Consider the following 14,641-nt stretch of genomic DNA (forward strand, 5'->3'; position numbering starts at 1 on the left):
CCCCTTCCTGTTTCAGGGCCGGATGATCAGAGGATCAGGTCGGCCGCGGTGATCGTGTTCACCCCGTCGAGCACGATGGCGAACTCGGCGTCCGGGTTCTTGTCGTTGCTGGCATACAGCGTGTGGGTTGCGGCATCGAACCACACCACACCGGCGCCGTTGCCCGCAGTCGGCGGGGTTGCCGACAGCGTGAAGGCGTTGTCGCTGCCGCCCTTGATCGCGTCGATCGCCGAAAGGTCGATCTTGTCGACGCCCGAGACGAAGTCGGTGATGTGATCGGAATTGCCCGAGCGCGATTCCTTGAGCGCCGTGTACTTGAAAGTGTCGCTGCCAAGGCCGCCGGTCAGGGTGTCCGCGCCCTTGCCGCCGGTGATCGCATCGTTGCCGTCGCCGCCGTTGATGACGTTGCTGGCCTCGTTGCCGATGATCACGTCGTCAAAGCCGGTGCCGATCACGTTCTCGATGCTCTTCAGCGTGTCGATACCGGTGCCCGGGTTGGTCGCCAGCGCGCTCGCGATCCCGATGAAGAGATCGATGCTGAGGCCCGCCGAAGCAGCCGAGTAGTCCACCGTGTCGGTGCCCTTGCCTCCATCGAAGGCATCGTTGCCGGCATCCTGCCCGGCGAGGAACGTGTCGTTGCCTTCGCCGCCATCGAGCTTGTCGCGCCCGTCGCCGCCCAGCAGCGTGTCGTCGCCCTTGCTGCCGCCGAGCTGGTCGTCGCCCGCACCACCGTTCAGGGTGTCGTTGCCGGTTTCGCCGACCAGCTTGTCATTGCCGTCGCCGCCGTTCAGCACGTCATTCCCGTCACCGCCGTTCAGCGTGTCGTTGCTCTCGCCGCCGTTCAGCGTGTCATTGCCTTCCTCGCCGCGCAGCGCATCGTTGCCAAGCCCGCCGCTCAGCGTGTCATCGCCGAGGCCGCCGAGCAGGGCATCGTTGCCGTCACCGCCGTTCAGCGTATCCGTACCGTCGCCGCCGACCAGTTTGTCATCGCCGGCGTTGCCATAGAGCGTGTCGTCGTCAGCGCCGCCGTCGAGGTAATCGCCGTTGGCACCGCCGTAGAGATCGTCGTTGCCCGCGCCGCCGAACACCTTGTCGTTGCCATCGCCGCCATCGAGGATGTCGTTGCCGCTGCCGCCGTCGAGCACGTCATTGCCGTTGTCGCCGACGAGCCCGTCGTTACCGGCGCCGCCATCGAGCACGTCGCCGCCATTGCCGCCCAGCAGCACATCATCGCCGGTGCCGCCATGGATGATGTCCGCGCTGCCGAGGCCTGCGATATGGTCATCGCCGGCGCCGCCGCTGATCACGTCCTTGCCGCCGGTGCCCTGCAGCGAATCGTCGTTCGAGCCGTCGCCGTCCTGGTCGCCCGGCACATCGCCGTCGCTCTCGCCGGCGGTGGGATCGTTGATCACCTTGCCGTCGAGCGATTTGAACACGACGGTGTCCTTAACGTAGAACGACGGATCATCGTTCGTCGCCGCTGTCGGGATGAAAGTCTTGATCTTCACGTAAGCACCGAAGGTGCTGGTGAGCGTGATGACGCCGGCCGTCGCATCAAGGCTGAGCGACTGGTTCTTGGCGAGCGGATCGGGCTCGAGCGAGCCGTCCCGTTCCACTTCGTAGCGCGTGATGGGCGTGGTCGTGGTATCGAACTTGAACACTTGCGTCATGGGTGGTCCCTCCTTCGCAATCCGAACCTGTTCGGCGGCGCACAGGATCGTGCCGCAGCCGTCTGCCTGCACCCTGAAATAGCGGAATATGCTGACACAACGGCGACAGCACTGTTCATGGGGCGTACAGGTATGCTTGGCCGATTCGTCGCCACTCGGTGCTGCAAGACGCTGAAAGGCGGCGACTTGTTGCGCCGCGCTACGTATTCGAACGTGTGCAGAATGACACCGGATCGGATCTTTTGCTGCGAACCCGCGCGCTGCCACCAATCCGCCACGATTCGCGCTTGAGCTGGTCGCCGCACCGCCCTAGCCGTGGGGCCAAGGAGCCTGCCGATGACCATTGCCGCCGACGAGAGCCGCCCCCCCGAAGACCGCCCATGGCCGCAGCACGGCCGCGAGCGCCTGATCTACCCCTCGCCCGTCGGCTGGAAGGGTACCGATTTCGTCGACAACGAGGGCGAGCTGTTGAAGCTGCTCAATCCCAAGACGGTGTTCATGATGGGCGACAACCCCGCCCTGCCGCGCATGCCCGAGCGCCCGCGCCTGATGGATTTCTTCCGCTGCCGCTTCGGCGATATCACCGTGCGCCACCTCCTTATCAGCGCCAAGCGTGCGCTGGATGATGGCCTGCCGGAAAAGGTTGTGATGGCCTGCCTGCTGCACGACATTTCGAACGGCTGCCTGGTCCGCTGCGACCACGGCTACTGGAGCGCGCAGCTGGTCGAGCCCTACGTCGATCCCGAAGTGGCGTTCGCGGTGAAGTACCATCAGGCGCTGCGCTATGTGCCCGATGAAAGCGTCGGCTATGCCTACCCCGAAAGCTACCACGCCTTCTTCGGCCCGGACTATCAGGTGCCGGACTACCTGCTTCGCGACGCGGAATATGCCAAGAACCACAAGTGGTACATGACCGCGCGGCAGATGACGCTCTACGACACCTACTTTTTCGACGATTTCCCGGTGGTGGTGCCGGAGGAGCTGGAAGACGTGATCGGGCGGAATTTCAGGGAGCCGGCGGAAGGGCTGGGCTTTGACGGTTCGCCCTCGGCGCATATGTGGCGCACGATGATCTGGCCGAACAACTTTCTCTAGCAGCTCCGTGACCCCGGACTTGATCCGGGGGGACAAAGAAGGCTGGTGGTGCGGGCCTCAGGCCACCCCAGCCTCAACCTTGCCCGCATGTCCGGCAAAGCCCTGCATGCCCAGCCACCATTGCAGCGCGATCACGCCGCCCTTGGCGGGGCGCAGGATGGCGGCGATCAGCGCGCCGGCGAGGACCAGCGCGATCAGCATCATCGCCCATTCCGGCAGGCTCTCGATCTTGCCGAGACCGATGATCACCGGCGCCATCAGGTGTCCGGTCAGCAGGATCGCGATATAAGGCGGGAAATCGTCCGCCGCGTGGAGCGTCCAGTTCTGGCCGCACATGCGGCACCGCTCGACCGGCTTCAGCCCGACCGTGAACAGGTGCGTGCCCCCGCAGCGCGGACACTTGCCCTGGACGCCGCGCAGGATCGCACTGCCCGCGCTGCGGGGCAGGATCGCAGGGTCCAGCGGCAGGGCAGTATCGGGCATGGCGCGTCCTACTTCTTGGCGAACGGGTTGGTCGGGCTGCGCAAGGTCAGCCGGATCGGCACCGCATCGAAACCCAGTTCGCGGCGGATGCCGTTCACCAGATAGCGCCGATAGCTTTCCGGAAGCTGATCGAGCCGCGTGCCGAACATCACGAAGCTGGGCGGGCGGGTGCGCGCCTGCGTGATGTAGCGCAGCTTGATGCGCTTGCCGCCCGGCGCCGGCGGCGGATTGGCGGCGAGCGCATCGTCGAACCAGCGGTTGAGCGCCGAGGTCGGCACGCGCTTCGACCACGCGCTGCGGATATCGAAGGCCGCGGTCAGCATCTGGTCGAGCCCCTTGCCCGTCCGCGCCGAAACCGCGAGCAGCGGCACCCCGCGCACCTGGGCGAGACCTTCATCCAGCGCCGCGCGCACGCCGTTGAACAGGGCGGAAGGGTCCTCCGCCACGTCCCACTTGTTGATCGCGATCATCAGCGCGCGGCCTTCCTCAAGCACCAGCGAGGCGATCTTGAGGTCCTGATGTTCCAGGCCGCGCGTGGCATCGAGCAGCAGCACGACGACTTCGGCGAAGTCGATCGCGCGGCGCGCATCGGCGACGGACATCTTCTCGAGCTTCTCGACGACCTGCGCCTTCTTGCGCATCCCTGCCGTGTCGATCAGCCGGACCGGGCGATAGGCCTCGCTCGTCGGATCGAACCACTGCCAGTCGATGGCGATGGAATCGCGGGTGATCCCTGCCTCGGGGCCCGTCAGCAGCCGGTTCTCGCCGAGCAGCTTGTTGATGAGGGTGGACTTGCCCGCATTCGGCCGCCCGACAATGGCGAGCTTGAGGACCGATTCGGGATCGAACTCCTCTTCCTCCTCCTCCGCGCCTTCCGGCGGGGGCACGTCGTCATCATCGTCGTCGTCGTCCGTGCCCTCGATATGCGGGCGCAGCGCCTCGAACAGATCGGCGAGGCCCTGCCCGTGTTCGGCGGAAAACGCGACCGGCTCGCCAAAGCCCAGCGCGAATGCATCATAGAGCCCCGGATCGCCAGCACGGCCCTCGGCCTTGTTGGCCATGAGCACGATGGGAATGCGGCTGGAGCGCAGATACCGGGCGATTTCCTCGTCGAGCGGGGTCACGCCGGCGCGCGCATCGATCACGAAGAGCGCAACGTCCGCCCCCACCAGCGAGGCTTCGGTCTGCTGTCGCATGCGCCCCGGCAGCGTCTCGGGATCGAGATCTTCCCAGCCCGCCGTATCGACGATGGTAAACTTGAGGCCGAGCAGATCGGCATCGCCAAAGCGGCGATCACGCGTCACGCCGGGCTGATCATCGACCAGCGCGAGCTTTTTGCCGACCAGCCGGTTGAACAGCGTCGATTTGCCGACATTCGGTCGGCCGATGATGATGACCTGAGGCAGCATCGCGTTCCCGTGGCCCCATTGCGCGCGGAAGGCAAGCGCAGCGTGACCGGGGGCAATGCTAAGGCGCCATTAACCAGCCTGACGAGAGGCGTTTTAACCAGAGCGCAGACAATAGTTTGACATGAGCCCGGCCTCTCTCAGACTCGTCATCCTGACTTTGCTTGCCGCGGCTCCCTCGCTGGCTGCGGCGCGCCCTGTCGCCCCCGATCCCGCCTCGATCACCGGCGATGACCGGGGCGAGGAATCCGGCCTCCCCTATATCCAGTGCGTGCCTTATGCCCGTCAGGTCTCGGGCATCCAGCTTTTTGGCGATGCGCATACCTGGTGGGATCAGGCCGCTGGCCGCTATGCGCGCGGCACGCAGCCCCGGGTCGGCGCCGTCATGGCCTTCCGCCCGCACGGCGCGATGGTGCTCGGCCATGTCGCCGCGGTCAGCCGGATCATCGATTCGCGCACCGTGCTGCTGCGCCACGCCAACTGGTCCCCCATCGACGGGCGGCGCGGCCACCTGGAAGACAACGTGCGCGCGGTCGACGTCTCCCCGGCGAACGACTGGAGCGAAGTGCGCGTGTGGTATGCCCCGCTCGGCGGGCTCGGCACCACGCACTGGCCGGTCGAGGGCTTCATCTACAACCGCAAGCCGTCAAAGACCCTGGGACCGGACGCGCGCCTGACAGTGCTGGCCTCCGCACCCGCGTCCGCGCCCAAGGCGGGATATACCTCGCGGATCGGGCCAGACTTCCTCAAGGGCATCGTGCCCGAGACAAGCGTCGCACCCGCGCGCCGCATGGTAGCCGCGCGCGAAAAGACAAGAATAACCGCCGCGCGGGATGACGAGCGCACCATCGCGGCATCCCCCAGCCTTGCGCGCGACCCCATTGGCCGCCTGATCGCCAGCCGCCTGCGCTGAACCGGACTATCTGACCACCAGCACCCGAATGCCCGCCCCGCTCACGCTGCGCTTAGCCTGATCGGGGCGGTGTTTTTCAGGTGTCGGCGGATCAAAGCGTCTTGATGATCGCCGAGAAATCGAGCCCGCCGTTGCCGGCCGCGTCGAACGCGGCGTAGAGTTCCGCCGCGCGTGCGCCCATCGGGACGTCCGCTCCGGCGCTCTTGGCCGCTTCCATCGCGAGCTTCAGGTCCTTGAGCATCAGCGCGGTGGCAAAGCCGCCCTGATAGCCGTTGTCCGCCGGGGTAGCCGGGCCGACACCGGGCACCGGGCAATAGCTCGTCATCGACCAGCACTGGCCCGAAGCCTTCGACGAGATGTCGAAGAAGGTCTGGAGATCGAGGCCCAGCTTCTCCGCCATGGCAAAGGTCTCGCAGGTCGCAATCATCGAGGCGCCGAGCAGCATGTTGTTGCAGATTTTGGCGGCCTGTCCTGCACCGCTTTCACCCGCATGGATCACCGCCTTGCCCATCGCGGCGAGGATCGGTTCGCCGCGCGCGAAAGCGTCGGCGCTGCCGCCGACCATGAAGGTGAGCGTGCCGCCATTGGCCGCCGCGATGCCGCCCGAAACCGGCGCATCGGCCATGGCGTAGCCAGCGTCTGCAGCAAGGGCCGCCACTTCGCGCGCGGTGGCGACGTCGATGGTCGAGCAATCGAGCAGCAGGGCAGACGTGGGCGCCTGGCCGATCACGTCAGCGGTGTAGACCGCCTTCACGATGGCGCCATTGGGCAGCATCGAGACGACAGCATCGGCACCCTGCACGGCTTCCTTCACCGAAGTATAGGTGGTGCAGCCGTTTTCCTTCGCGCGCGCCAGCGCCGCTTCGGCAAGGTCGAAGGCGTGAACATCATGCCCCGCCTTGACCAGATTCGCGGCCATGCCGCCGCCCATGTTGCCAAGGCCGATGAATGCGATTTTCATGGGTCTACCTTCCCTTCCACACGCCGGGGCGCTTCTCGATGAAAGCGGCCATGCCTTCGGCCTTGTCCTCGGTCGCGGTGAGGATCTGGAACACGCGGCGTTCGAAGAGGAGGCCCTGATCGAGCGTCATCTCGAAGGCGGCGTTGACCATTTCCTTGTTGGCGATGGTCGCAACCGGCGGCATCGCCGCAATCGCCTCGGCAGCAGCCACCGCCTCGTCAATCAGCGAAGCGAGCGGCACGACGCGGCTGACAAGGCCCGAGCGTTCGGCTTCCACCGCGTCCATCATCCGGCTGGTGAGGCACATGTCCATCGCCTTGGCCTTGCCCACCGCGCGCGTCAGGCGCTGCGAGCCGCCCATGCCCGGCGCGACGCCGAGCTTGATTTCGGGCTGGCCGAACTTGGCGTTTTCCGACGCGATGATGAAATCGGCCATCATCGCAAGCTCGCACCCGCCGCCGAGCGCAAAGCCGTTGACCGCGGCGATCCACGGCTTGCGCGTGGTCTTCACGAGGTGGCTGGTCCAGCGCGAGAAGAAATCACCGGTGTAGAAATCGGTCGCCGCCTTGTCGGCCATCTCTTTGATGTCGGCGCCGGCCGCGAAGGCCTTCTCGCCCGAGCCGGTCAGCACCGCGCAGCGCTGCGACGGATCGGCTTCATAGGCACCGAACGCCACGATCAGCTCTTCGAGCACCTGCGAATTCAGGGCGTTGAGCGACTTGGGACGGTTGAGCGTGATCAGCGTGACAGCACCGCGCTGTTCAACCAGGATCGTTTCATAACTCATAGCGGGCTCCATTCCTCGTTTTCAGGCAGTGGCGCGAAGATCGCGTCCAGCATGTCCTCGGTCACGCCTTCAGGCGTCGCCGGGTTCCACTTTGGGGCATTGTCCTTGTCCACGATCACCGCGCGCACGCCCTCGGCAAAATCGGGGCGCAGCAGGACGCGGCTGCAGATGCGGTATTCCATCACCATGTTCGCGGCGAAATCGGGCAGCGTGAGGCTGGCCGCCAGCTGGCGCAGCGCGACCTTGCAGGTCTGCGGGCTCTTGGTGTGGAGGCTCCCCAGCGTGGCGGCGGCAAACTCGCTGCTATCGGCGGCGAGCGCGGCGAGGATATCCTCGTAGCGGTCGGACGCGAACAGCCGCGCGATAGCATCTGCCTGCGCCGCGATCTTCGGCTCAGGCGGCGCGGCGGCGAGGCCATGCAGGATCGCCGGGATATCGCCGGGGTTCGCGGCGATCTTGGCCTTGGCTTCGGCCAGTGCGGCGGAGGGCAGATAGTGCGTGGCCGAGCCCGCCCAGAGGCATTCCGCCCCGTCCATCCGCGCACCGGTCAGCGCCAGATACTGCCCCAGTCGCCCCTTCATGCGCGACAGGAACCAGCCGCCGCCGACATCCGGAAACAGGCCGATGCCGGTCTCGGGCATGGCCAGCCGCGTGTTCTCGGTCGCGACGCGGTAACGCGCCGGATCGGCAATGCCGACGCCGCCGCCCATGGTGATCCCGTCCATGAAGGCCACGATGGGCTTTTCATAGGTCATGATCAGGTGGTTGAGGCGGTATTCGTCGAAGAAGAACTTGCGGCCCGCAACGCCCTCGTCGGTCAGTGCCGAGTTGCGCAGGAAGGCGATATCGCCCCCCGCGCAGAAGCCGCGCCCTTCCGAATGGTCGATGATCACCGCGCCAATCGCGGGATCATCGCGCCACTTCAGCAGCGCGGCGGTCATGCCATCGACCATCGCGCGGTTGAGCGCGTGGATCGCCTTGGGCCGGTTGAGCGAGAGCACGCCCATCCCGCCTTCGGTGCGCACCAGAATATCGTCGGTCATTGCCTTGCCTCTCCCAGATGCCGTTATTGCCGCAGCAGATCGCGCCCGACGATCAGCTTCATCACCTCGTTGGTGCCTTCGAGGATGCGGTGGACGCGCAGGTCGCGCCAGAAGCGCTCGATCGGATAGTCCTTGAGATAACCGTACCCGCCGAAGATCTGCAGCGCGCGGTCGACCACCGAGGAGCCGGTGTCGGTCGCCAGCTTCTTGGCCATGGCCGAGAAGCGCGTCTTGTCCGGCGCGTTCGAGGTCACCTTCGCCGCCGCGAGATAGAGCAGCGCGCGCGCCGCTTCGAGGTCCGTCGCCATGTCGGCAAGCTGGAACTGGGTGTTCTGGAACTCGGCGATCGGCTGGCCGAACTGGCTGCGCTCCTTGGCGTACTTGATCGCTTCATCGAGGCAGCGCTGCGCGCCGCCCAGCGAGCAGGCGCCGATGTTGAGGCGCCCGCCATCGAGGCCGGCCATCGCGAAGCGGAAGCCATCGCCTTCCGCACCGACACGGTTTGCCACAGGCACCTTCACGTTCTCGAGGATCACCTGCGCGGTGGGCGAGGCGTTCCAGCCCAGCTTGCGCTCCGGCGCGCCGAAGCTGACGCCCGGCATGTCCTTCTCGATCACGAGGCACGAAATGCCCTTCGGCCCCGGCTCTCCGGTGCGGACCATCGTCACATAGATGTCGCTCACCCCGCCGCCCGAGATGAACTGCTTGGTGCCGTTCACCACATAGTGATCGCCTTCGAGCTTCGCGCTCGTGCGAAGCGCCGCCGCGTCCGAGCCCGAACCGGGCTCGGTCAGGCAATAGCTGGCGATCCTGTCCATCGTGATCAGCGAGGGCAGATAGCGCGCCTTGATTTCCGCGCCGCCGAAGCGGTCGATCATCCACGAGGCCATGTTGTGGATCGAGATGAACGCGCTCGTGCTGGGGCAGCCATAAGCCATGGCTTCCATGATCAGCGCGGCGTCCAGACGGCCAAGTCCAATGCCGCCGCTTTCCTCGCTGACGTAGATGGAGGCGAAGCCCAGTTCGGCCGCCATCTTCACCGTGTCGCGCGGGAAGGTGTGTTCCTCGTCCCACTGCGCCGCGAACGGCGTGATTGCATCGGCGGTAAAGCGCCGTGCCATCTCCTGAATGGCGATCTGGTCGTCGGTGAGGGCGAACTGGTCGGTCATGCTCTGGCCTTGCGTTCTGGTGATGGTTGAATGGAAAGCGACGTGCTGCGTCCTAGCCGAAGCGCGGGACGTGGCAAGTGATGGACCTTGGGGCGGGTGCGCGCCATAACCGGACGTGCATGGAAAGCCTTGATACCGCCAGCATCGATACCGCACTGCGCCTGATCGGCATCGGCCAGCTCGTGCTGGTCGCGCTGGTGATCTGGCGCAGCGCCGCAGACGTGGTGGTGCGCCGCGTGACCGTCGCGCTGCTCGTCGGCGTGATCGGCTACCTGATCAATTCCGGTCCGCAATTTCCGGCCCTGGCGATGCCGCTGCGTCTTGCCGTCGTGCTCGCCAGCAATCTCGCCCCACTGTTTCTGTGGCTTTTCGCCCATGTGGTGTTCGACCGCGCAGTTGACCGGCGCGTGGGCCTTGCCGCGCTTGGGCTGATCGTCGCCAGCGTCATGGTCTATGTCCTGCGCCGCTGGTGCGAACCGCTGATCCCGCTGGCGGATGCGGTCGGCCACCTCACCGCCGCGCTGCTGGTGATCCATGCAATGGTTATTGCCCTGAACGAACGCGAAGATGACCTCGTCGAGCAGCGCCGGCGCTTCCGCGTGGCCTTTGTGCTGGTGATCGCTGTGCTCGCGATCGGCGTGCTGGCGAGCGAGGCCTGGTTCGGCTTCGGCCATGAACCGGCCTGGATGCTCGCGAGCCAGTCGGTCATCATTGCGCTGGCCATTCTTGGCATAGGCATCGCCATGCTGACGGCTGATCCCGCGCTGCTCGCCCCGCCGCGCGGGACCGGCACCCTGAACGCAGGGGATGACTGGAGCCCTTCCGAACGGGTCCTGCGCGAAAAGCTCGAAACCACCATGGCACAGCGCGTGTGGCTGGAACCCGGCCTGACCATCGGTTCGCTCGCCGAGCGGCTCGATGTGCCCGAGCATCGCCTGCGCGCCCTCATCAACCGCCGCCTCGGCCATCGCAACTTCTCGGCCTTCCTCAATGCGCACCGCATTGCCGAGGCGAAAGCCGTGCTTGCCGATCCGGCGCGCGTCGATCTGCCGGTACTGACCATCGCGATGGACCTCGGCTACGGCTCGCTCGCCCCGTTCAACCGCGCTTTCCGCGAGAGCGTGGGGCAAACCCCCACCGAATTCCGCCGCAGCGCCTTTGCCGAACCTGAAAAAGGCTGATCGTTTCCGGAATGCATCAGCATTTTCGGGGTAAGCGGAGCCAGCATGATGAGGCTCTGACACACCACGGGCACCCCCTTCCCGGAGAGCCCCATGCCGATCACTTTTCTGTTCCTTGTCCGCCGCATGATCGACAGCATCTGGATCGAAAGCCTGCGCTACTTCATCGGCGCCGCCGGTGTCGCCCTGCTGTGCTGGCTGCTCGTCCGCCGCATCGCCGATCGCCGCATCCAGACGCGCCGCGCCACGAACGCGGACCGCCTGCGCGAAGTGCGCCAGTCGATGTGGTCGATGGCGGTGTTCGCCTTCGTCGATCTGATCACGGTGGTGCTGATCGCCCTCGGCGCGATTGCCTTCAATCAGGGTCCGCCCGTCCTCACCACGATCCTGTGGCAGACCGCCCTGCTCATCGTGATGCACGATGCCTATTTCTACTGGATGCACCGCTGGATGCATCACAGGACGATGTTCCGCCTGCTCCATGCCGTGCACCATCTCAGCCGCACACCCACAAGTTGGGCTGCCTACAGCTTCGCCACCGGCGAGGCCGCGTTCGAAGCGGTGATCGTGCCGCTGATGGTCGCCGCGGTCACGATTGTCGCCCCGGCCGAACCCTGGGCGGTGTTCATTTTCCTGGCCCACCAGATCGCGCGCAATGCCTTCGGCCATGCCGGCTTCGAACTGGCCTGGCCCGGTTTCACCCGTTCGCCGTGGACGGGCTGGCTGACCACGACCACGCACCACGATCTGCACCACAGCGAGGGCCGCTACAACTTCGGGCTCTACTTCACCTGGTGGGACCGCTGGCTGGGCACCGAACATCCGCGCTACCATGAGCGCTTCGAGGCGGTGGTCGCCACCGCGAAAGGCGCCAAGCCCGCCATGGCCTGATCGCCCGGGACCGCGCCGAAAAGGAAGAAACCTGCCGTCACTCTTCCATCACTTCGGCTTCGATCTCGACCTTCCATTCGGGCCGGATGAAGCCGGAGACCACCAGCGTGGTGGTCGCCGGCCGCGCCTTGCCGAACCACTTGCCGTGGACCGCCGCGACCGCCGGGAAATCGGCCCGGTCGGTCAGGTAGATCACGGTGCGGACGGTATCGTCGACCGACCCGCCAAGGTCCTCGATCGCCTTGGCCACGATGGCGCAGCAGCGCTCCATTTGCGCAGCTGCGTCACCAGGCGTGGTCGATCCGTCGGGTTCGATGGGGGCAGTACCGGCAACCATGATCTGCTTGCCGGTGCGAACGGCCCGGGCGAAGCCGAGGATCGGCTCCATCGGTGAACCACTCGAGACCCGCTGCTTCACCACCGGGTTACCCCATCGTCGGGATGACGAACGCGTTGCCGCTGTCGGGCAGCCCATCGGGCCAGCGCTGGGTCACGGTCTTGACCTTGGTCCAGAACTTCACGCCTTCGACACCGTGCTGGTTGGTGTCGCCGAAGGCCGAGCGCTTCCAGCCGCCGAAGGTGTGATAGGCCACCGGCACCGGGATCGGCACGTTGATGCCCACCATGCCGACATTGACCCGCGCCGCGAACTCGCGCGCCGCGTTGCCGCTACGGGTGAAGAGCGCAACGCCGTTGCCATACTGGTGCTTCGAAGGCAGGGCGAGAGCTTCCTCGAAGTCCTTCGCGCGGACGATCTGCAGCACGGGGCCGAAGATCTCGTTCTTGTAGCTCTCCATGTCGGGCGTGACGTGGTCGATCAGCGTCGGGCCGACGAAGAAGCCGCTTTCGTGGCCCTGCAGCGTAAAGCCGCGGCCGTCGATCACGATCTCGCCGCCTTCAGCCTCGCACGTGGTGATCCAGCGCTCGATGTTCGCCTTGTGCGCGGCGGAAACCACCGGGCCGTAGTGGCAATCGTTGTCGGTCGAGATGCCGACGCGCAGCTTCTCGATCGCCGGGATCAGCTTGGCCTTGAGGCGCTCGGCGGTCTCTTCGCCCACCGGCACGACCACCGGCAGCGCCATGCAGCGCTCACCAGCCGAACCGAAGGCTGCACCCGCGAGGTCGTTGACCACCTGATCGAGATCGGCATCCGGCATAACCACGCCGTGGTTCTTGGCGCCGCCCATGGCCTGCACGCGCTTGCCGGCGGCAACGCCGCGATTGTAGACATAGTGCGCGATATCGGACGAGCCGACGAAGCTGACCGCGCCGATGGCCGGGTGATCGAGGATCGCGTCGACCATTTCCTTGTCGCCATGGACGACCTGGCAGATGCCCTCGGGCAGACCCGCTTCAAGGAACAGCTCGGCAAAGCGCACCGGCACCGAAGGATCACGCTCCGAGGGCTTGATGATGAAGGCGTTGCCGGTGGCAATCGCCACGCCCGCCATCCACAGCGGGATCATGCCGGGGAAGTTGAACGGAGTGATGCCTGCGCCGATCCCGATCGGCTGGCGCATCGAATAGATGTCGATGCCCGGGCCGGCGCCCTGCGTGTATTCGCCCTTGAGCACGTGCGGGATGCCGCAGCAGAACTCGATCACTTCAAGGCCGCGCTGGATATCGCCCTTCGAGTCGGCGATCACCTTGCCGTGTTCGGAGGAGAGCAGGTGCGCCAGTTCGTCGATGTTCGCCTCGACCAGCCGCTTGAATTCGAACATCACGCGGGCACGGCGCTGCGGGTTGACCGCGGCCCAGGCAGGCTGCGCGGCCGCTGCGGCCTGCACGGCGCGCTCGAGCGTCTCGGCCGTGCCCAGCGCCACTTCGGCCTGCACCGCGCCGGTGTTGGGATCGAACACCGGGCCCTTGCGCGCCGGAGCCCCGCCTGAACCGCCGACAATGAAATGATCGATCTGGCGCATGGGTCTGCTTCCTTTCCTGACGTATTTGACGGGCTTCCTGCACCCCGGATGATTTGCAAGCAAGGTGAGAAAATGCGAGGAACGCCTGCAATGATGCAGGCTCCTGACTGGACCGATTTCCAGACCTTTCTCGCCATTGCCCGCGCCGGGCAGCTCGCCCGCGCGGCACAGGCCATGGGCGTCGACGCCACCACCATGGGTCGCCGCCTGCGCCGCCTCGAAACGCGGATCGGCGCCACCTTGTTCGAACAGACGCGCGAGGGCCAGGTGCTCACCGAAGCGGGCGAGGCCATGCTGGTCGAAGTCGAAGCCATGGAGCGCGCCGCCAACCGCATCGCCGAACATGGCGGCGGTGGCCCCGCTGGCCTCCTGCGAGTCAGCCTTTCAGAAGGCTTCGCCAGCTGGATTGTCGCCCCGGCGCTCGGCACCTTCACGGCCGCGCATCCGCGCCTTGTCATAGATCTGGTCGCAAGCTCGGGCTTCCTCAGCCCCTCGAAGCGCGAAGCCGATCTCGCGGTCACCCTCTCGCGCCCGCGCGCCGGGCCGGTCATCGCCGGCAAGCTCTCGGACTACCACCTCAGGCTCTATGCAACGCCGGCCTACCTCGCCGGCCACGCCGCGCTGCGCCGTGCATCAGACCTCGCCAAAGGCCACGCGCTCGTCGGCTATGTCCCCGATCTGCTCTATGCTCCCGAACTGCGCTACCTTGCGGAAATCGAGCCCGGCCTTGCCGCGACGATCCGCTCGTCCTCGATCAACGCCCAGCACCGCCTCATAGCCGCTGGCGCCGGCATCGGCGTGCTGCCGTGCTTTATCGGCGATGCCGATCCAAGCCTTGTGCCGGTGCTGCCGGAACGCCGGATCACCCGCTCGTTCTGGCTTGTCATGCACAAGGACACCCACAGCCTTGCGCGCGTGCAGGCCTTCAAGACGTGGCTGACGGCGCTGGTGGACCAGGAGCGGGGACGGCTCCTGCCCCACTAAGCGCGGATGACTTTATCGTGGTTCTTCTGCGTCCCCCCGTGCTTGACACGGGGTTGGGCGCCTCTTGCGGGGCGGCGTCAAAAAAGAAAGCCAAGGCCCGGATCAAGTCCGGGCCGACGATTCCGGATGATGTCAT

14 protein-coding genes are annotated in these 14,641 nt (G+C 66.0%); 5 read left to right on the forward strand and 9 right to left on the reverse strand.

Going from position 1 to position 14,641, the window contains the following annotated elements; all coding sequences use genetic code 11:
- Nucleotides 1-26: 26 nt before the first annotated feature.
- Nucleotides 27-1,670: a calcium-binding protein gene (locus AQZ52_RS00480; protein WP_067906011.1), complete on the reverse strand. Its 1,644-nt coding sequence runs from the start codon at nt 1,668-1,670 to the stop codon at nt 27-29.
- A gap of 336 nt (nt 1,671-2,006) precedes the next feature.
- Here AQZ52_RS00480 and AQZ52_RS00485 point away from each other — a divergent pair, with 336 nt between their 5' ends.
- A complete protein-coding gene (locus AQZ52_RS00485; protein WP_156424727.1) occupies nt 2,007-2,765 on the forward strand; it encodes a hypothetical protein in 759 nt (252 codons plus the stop codon).
- A gap of 57 nt (nt 2,766-2,822) precedes the next feature.
- On the opposite strand, the gene AQZ52_RS00490 is transcribed toward AQZ52_RS00485, so the two are convergent.
- Entirely contained in the window at nt 2,823-3,248 is a 426-nt protein-coding gene (locus AQZ52_RS00490) for a DUF983 domain-containing protein (RefSeq protein ID WP_067906013.1), read from the reverse strand.
- Nucleotides 3,249-3,256: 8 nt separating this feature from the next.
- A complete protein-coding gene (gene der / locus AQZ52_RS00495; protein ID WP_067906014.1) occupies nt 3,257-4,657 on the reverse strand; it encodes a ribosome biogenesis GTPase Der in 1,401 nt (466 codons plus the stop codon).
- Nucleotides 4,658-4,778: 121 nt separating this feature from the next.
- Here der and AQZ52_RS00500 point away from each other — a divergent pair, with 121 nt between their 5' ends.
- Nucleotides 4,779-5,567 (forward strand): CHAP domain-containing protein, encoded by a 789-nt coding sequence (locus tag AQZ52_RS00500; RefSeq protein ID WP_082697475.1) that lies wholly within the window; start codon nt 4,779-4,781, stop codon nt 5,565-5,567.
- A gap of 91 nt (nt 5,568-5,658) precedes the next feature.
- On the opposite strand, the gene mmsB is transcribed toward AQZ52_RS00500, so the two are convergent.
- From mmsB to AQZ52_RS00520, 4 genes are read right to left on the reverse strand one after another with little or no spacing between them, the layout of a single operon-like run.
- Nucleotides 5,659-6,648, reverse strand: a complete 990-nt coding sequence (gene mmsB, locus AQZ52_RS00505) for a 3-hydroxyisobutyrate dehydrogenase (RefSeq protein WP_082697476.1) — start codon at nt 6,646-6,648, stop codon at nt 5,659-5,661.
- On the reverse strand, nt 6,533-7,315 hold the full coding sequence (locus AQZ52_RS00510) for an enoyl-CoA hydratase-related protein (protein WP_067906016.1): 783 nt from the start codon (nt 7,313-7,315) through the stop codon (nt 6,533-6,535). The genes mmsB and AQZ52_RS00510 overlap by 116 nt, the downstream gene beginning before the upstream one ends.
- Nucleotides 7,312-8,358, reverse strand: coding sequence for an enoyl-CoA hydratase/isomerase family protein (locus AQZ52_RS00515; RefSeq protein ID WP_067906017.1), 1,047 nt, complete (start codon nt 8,356-8,358; stop codon nt 7,312-7,314). The genes AQZ52_RS00510 and AQZ52_RS00515 overlap by 4 nt, the downstream gene beginning before the upstream one ends.
- Nucleotides 8,359-8,381: 23 nt before the next feature.
- Nucleotides 8,382-9,527 (reverse strand): acyl-CoA dehydrogenase family protein, encoded by a 1,146-nt coding sequence (locus tag AQZ52_RS00520; protein ID WP_067906018.1) that lies wholly within the window; start codon nt 9,525-9,527, stop codon nt 8,382-8,384.
- 119 nt (nt 9,528-9,646) lie between these two features.
- On the opposite strand from AQZ52_RS00520, the gene AQZ52_RS00525 reads away from it, so the two are divergent.
- Together AQZ52_RS00525 and AQZ52_RS00530 are read left to right on the forward strand one after the other, a co-directional pair.
- A complete protein-coding gene (locus tag AQZ52_RS00525) occupies nt 9,647-10,708 on the forward strand; it encodes an AraC family transcriptional regulator (RefSeq protein WP_169793698.1) in 1,062 nt (353 codons plus the stop codon).
- 93 nt (nt 10,709-10,801) lie between these two features.
- On the forward strand, nt 10,802-11,599 hold the full coding sequence (locus tag AQZ52_RS00530; RefSeq protein WP_067906020.1) for a sterol desaturase family protein: 798 nt from the start codon (nt 10,802-10,804) through the stop codon (nt 11,597-11,599).
- A 37-nt stretch (nt 11,600-11,636) separates the two neighbouring features.
- Here AQZ52_RS00530 and AQZ52_RS00535 read toward each other — a convergent pair whose 3' ends face one another.
- Nucleotides 11,637-12,017: a RidA family protein gene (locus AQZ52_RS00535; RefSeq protein ID WP_240481392.1), complete on the reverse strand. Its 381-nt coding sequence runs from the start codon at nt 12,015-12,017 to the stop codon at nt 11,637-11,639.
- 7 nt (nt 12,018-12,024) lie between these two features.
- On the reverse strand, nt 12,025-13,521 hold the full coding sequence (locus AQZ52_RS00540; RefSeq protein WP_067906022.1) for a CoA-acylating methylmalonate-semialdehyde dehydrogenase: 1,497 nt from the start codon (nt 13,519-13,521) through the stop codon (nt 12,025-12,027).
- 93 nt (nt 13,522-13,614) lie between these two features.
- On the opposite strand from AQZ52_RS00540, the gene AQZ52_RS00545 reads away from it, so the two are divergent.
- Nucleotides 13,615-14,505 (forward strand): LysR family transcriptional regulator, encoded by an 891-nt coding sequence (locus AQZ52_RS00545; protein WP_067909117.1) that lies wholly within the window; start codon nt 13,615-13,617, stop codon nt 14,503-14,505.
- The last annotated feature ends 136 nt before the right edge of the window (nt 14,506-14,641 follow it).

This window comes from Novosphingobium fuchskuhlense, assembly GCF_001519075.1.
GTDB lineage: Bacteria > Pseudomonadota > Alphaproteobacteria > Sphingomonadales > Sphingomonadaceae > Novosphingobium > Novosphingobium fuchskuhlense.

Bases quoted from the DNA above. Each gene is read 5' to 3' on its own strand.
- AQZ52_RS00480 (WP_067906011.1), bottom strand. From the start codon at position 1,670: ATGACGCAAGTGTTCAAGTTCGATACCACGACCACGCCCATCACGCGC.
- AQZ52_RS00485 (WP_156424727.1), top strand. From the start codon at position 2,007: ATGACCATTGCCGCCGACGAGAGCCGCCCCCCCGAAGACCGCCCATGG.
- AQZ52_RS00490 (WP_067906013.1), bottom strand. From the start codon at position 3,248: ATGCCCGATACTGCCCTGCCGCTGGACCCTGCGATCCTGCCCCGCAGC.
- der (WP_067906014.1), bottom strand. From the start codon at position 4,657: ATGCTGCCTCAGGTCATCATCATCGGCCGACCGAATGTCGGCAAATCG.
- AQZ52_RS00500 (WP_082697475.1), top strand. From the start codon at position 4,779: ATGAGCCCGGCCTCTCTCAGACTCGTCATCCTGACTTTGCTTGCCGCG.
- AQZ52_RS00510 (WP_067906016.1), bottom strand. From the start codon at position 7,315: ATGAGTTATGAAACGATCCTGGTTGAACAGCGCGGTGCTGTCACGCTG.
- AQZ52_RS00515 (WP_067906017.1), bottom strand. From the start codon at position 8,358: ATGACCGACGATATTCTGGTGCGCACCGAAGGCGGGATGGGCGTGCTC.
- AQZ52_RS00520 (WP_067906018.1), bottom strand. From the start codon at position 9,527: ATGACCGACCAGTTCGCCCTCACCGACGACCAGATCGCCATTCAGGAG.
- AQZ52_RS00525 (WP_169793698.1), top strand. From the start codon at position 9,647: ATGGAAAGCCTTGATACCGCCAGCATCGATACCGCACTGCGCCTGATC.
- AQZ52_RS00530 (WP_067906020.1), top strand. From the start codon at position 10,802: ATGCCGATCACTTTTCTGTTCCTTGTCCGCCGCATGATCGACAGCATC.
- AQZ52_RS00540 (WP_067906022.1), bottom strand. From the start codon at position 13,521: ATGCGCCAGATCGATCATTTCATTGTCGGCGGTTCAGGCGGGGCTCCG.
- AQZ52_RS00545 (WP_067909117.1), top strand. From the start codon at position 13,615: ATGCAGGCTCCTGACTGGACCGATTTCCAGACCTTTCTCGCCATTGCC.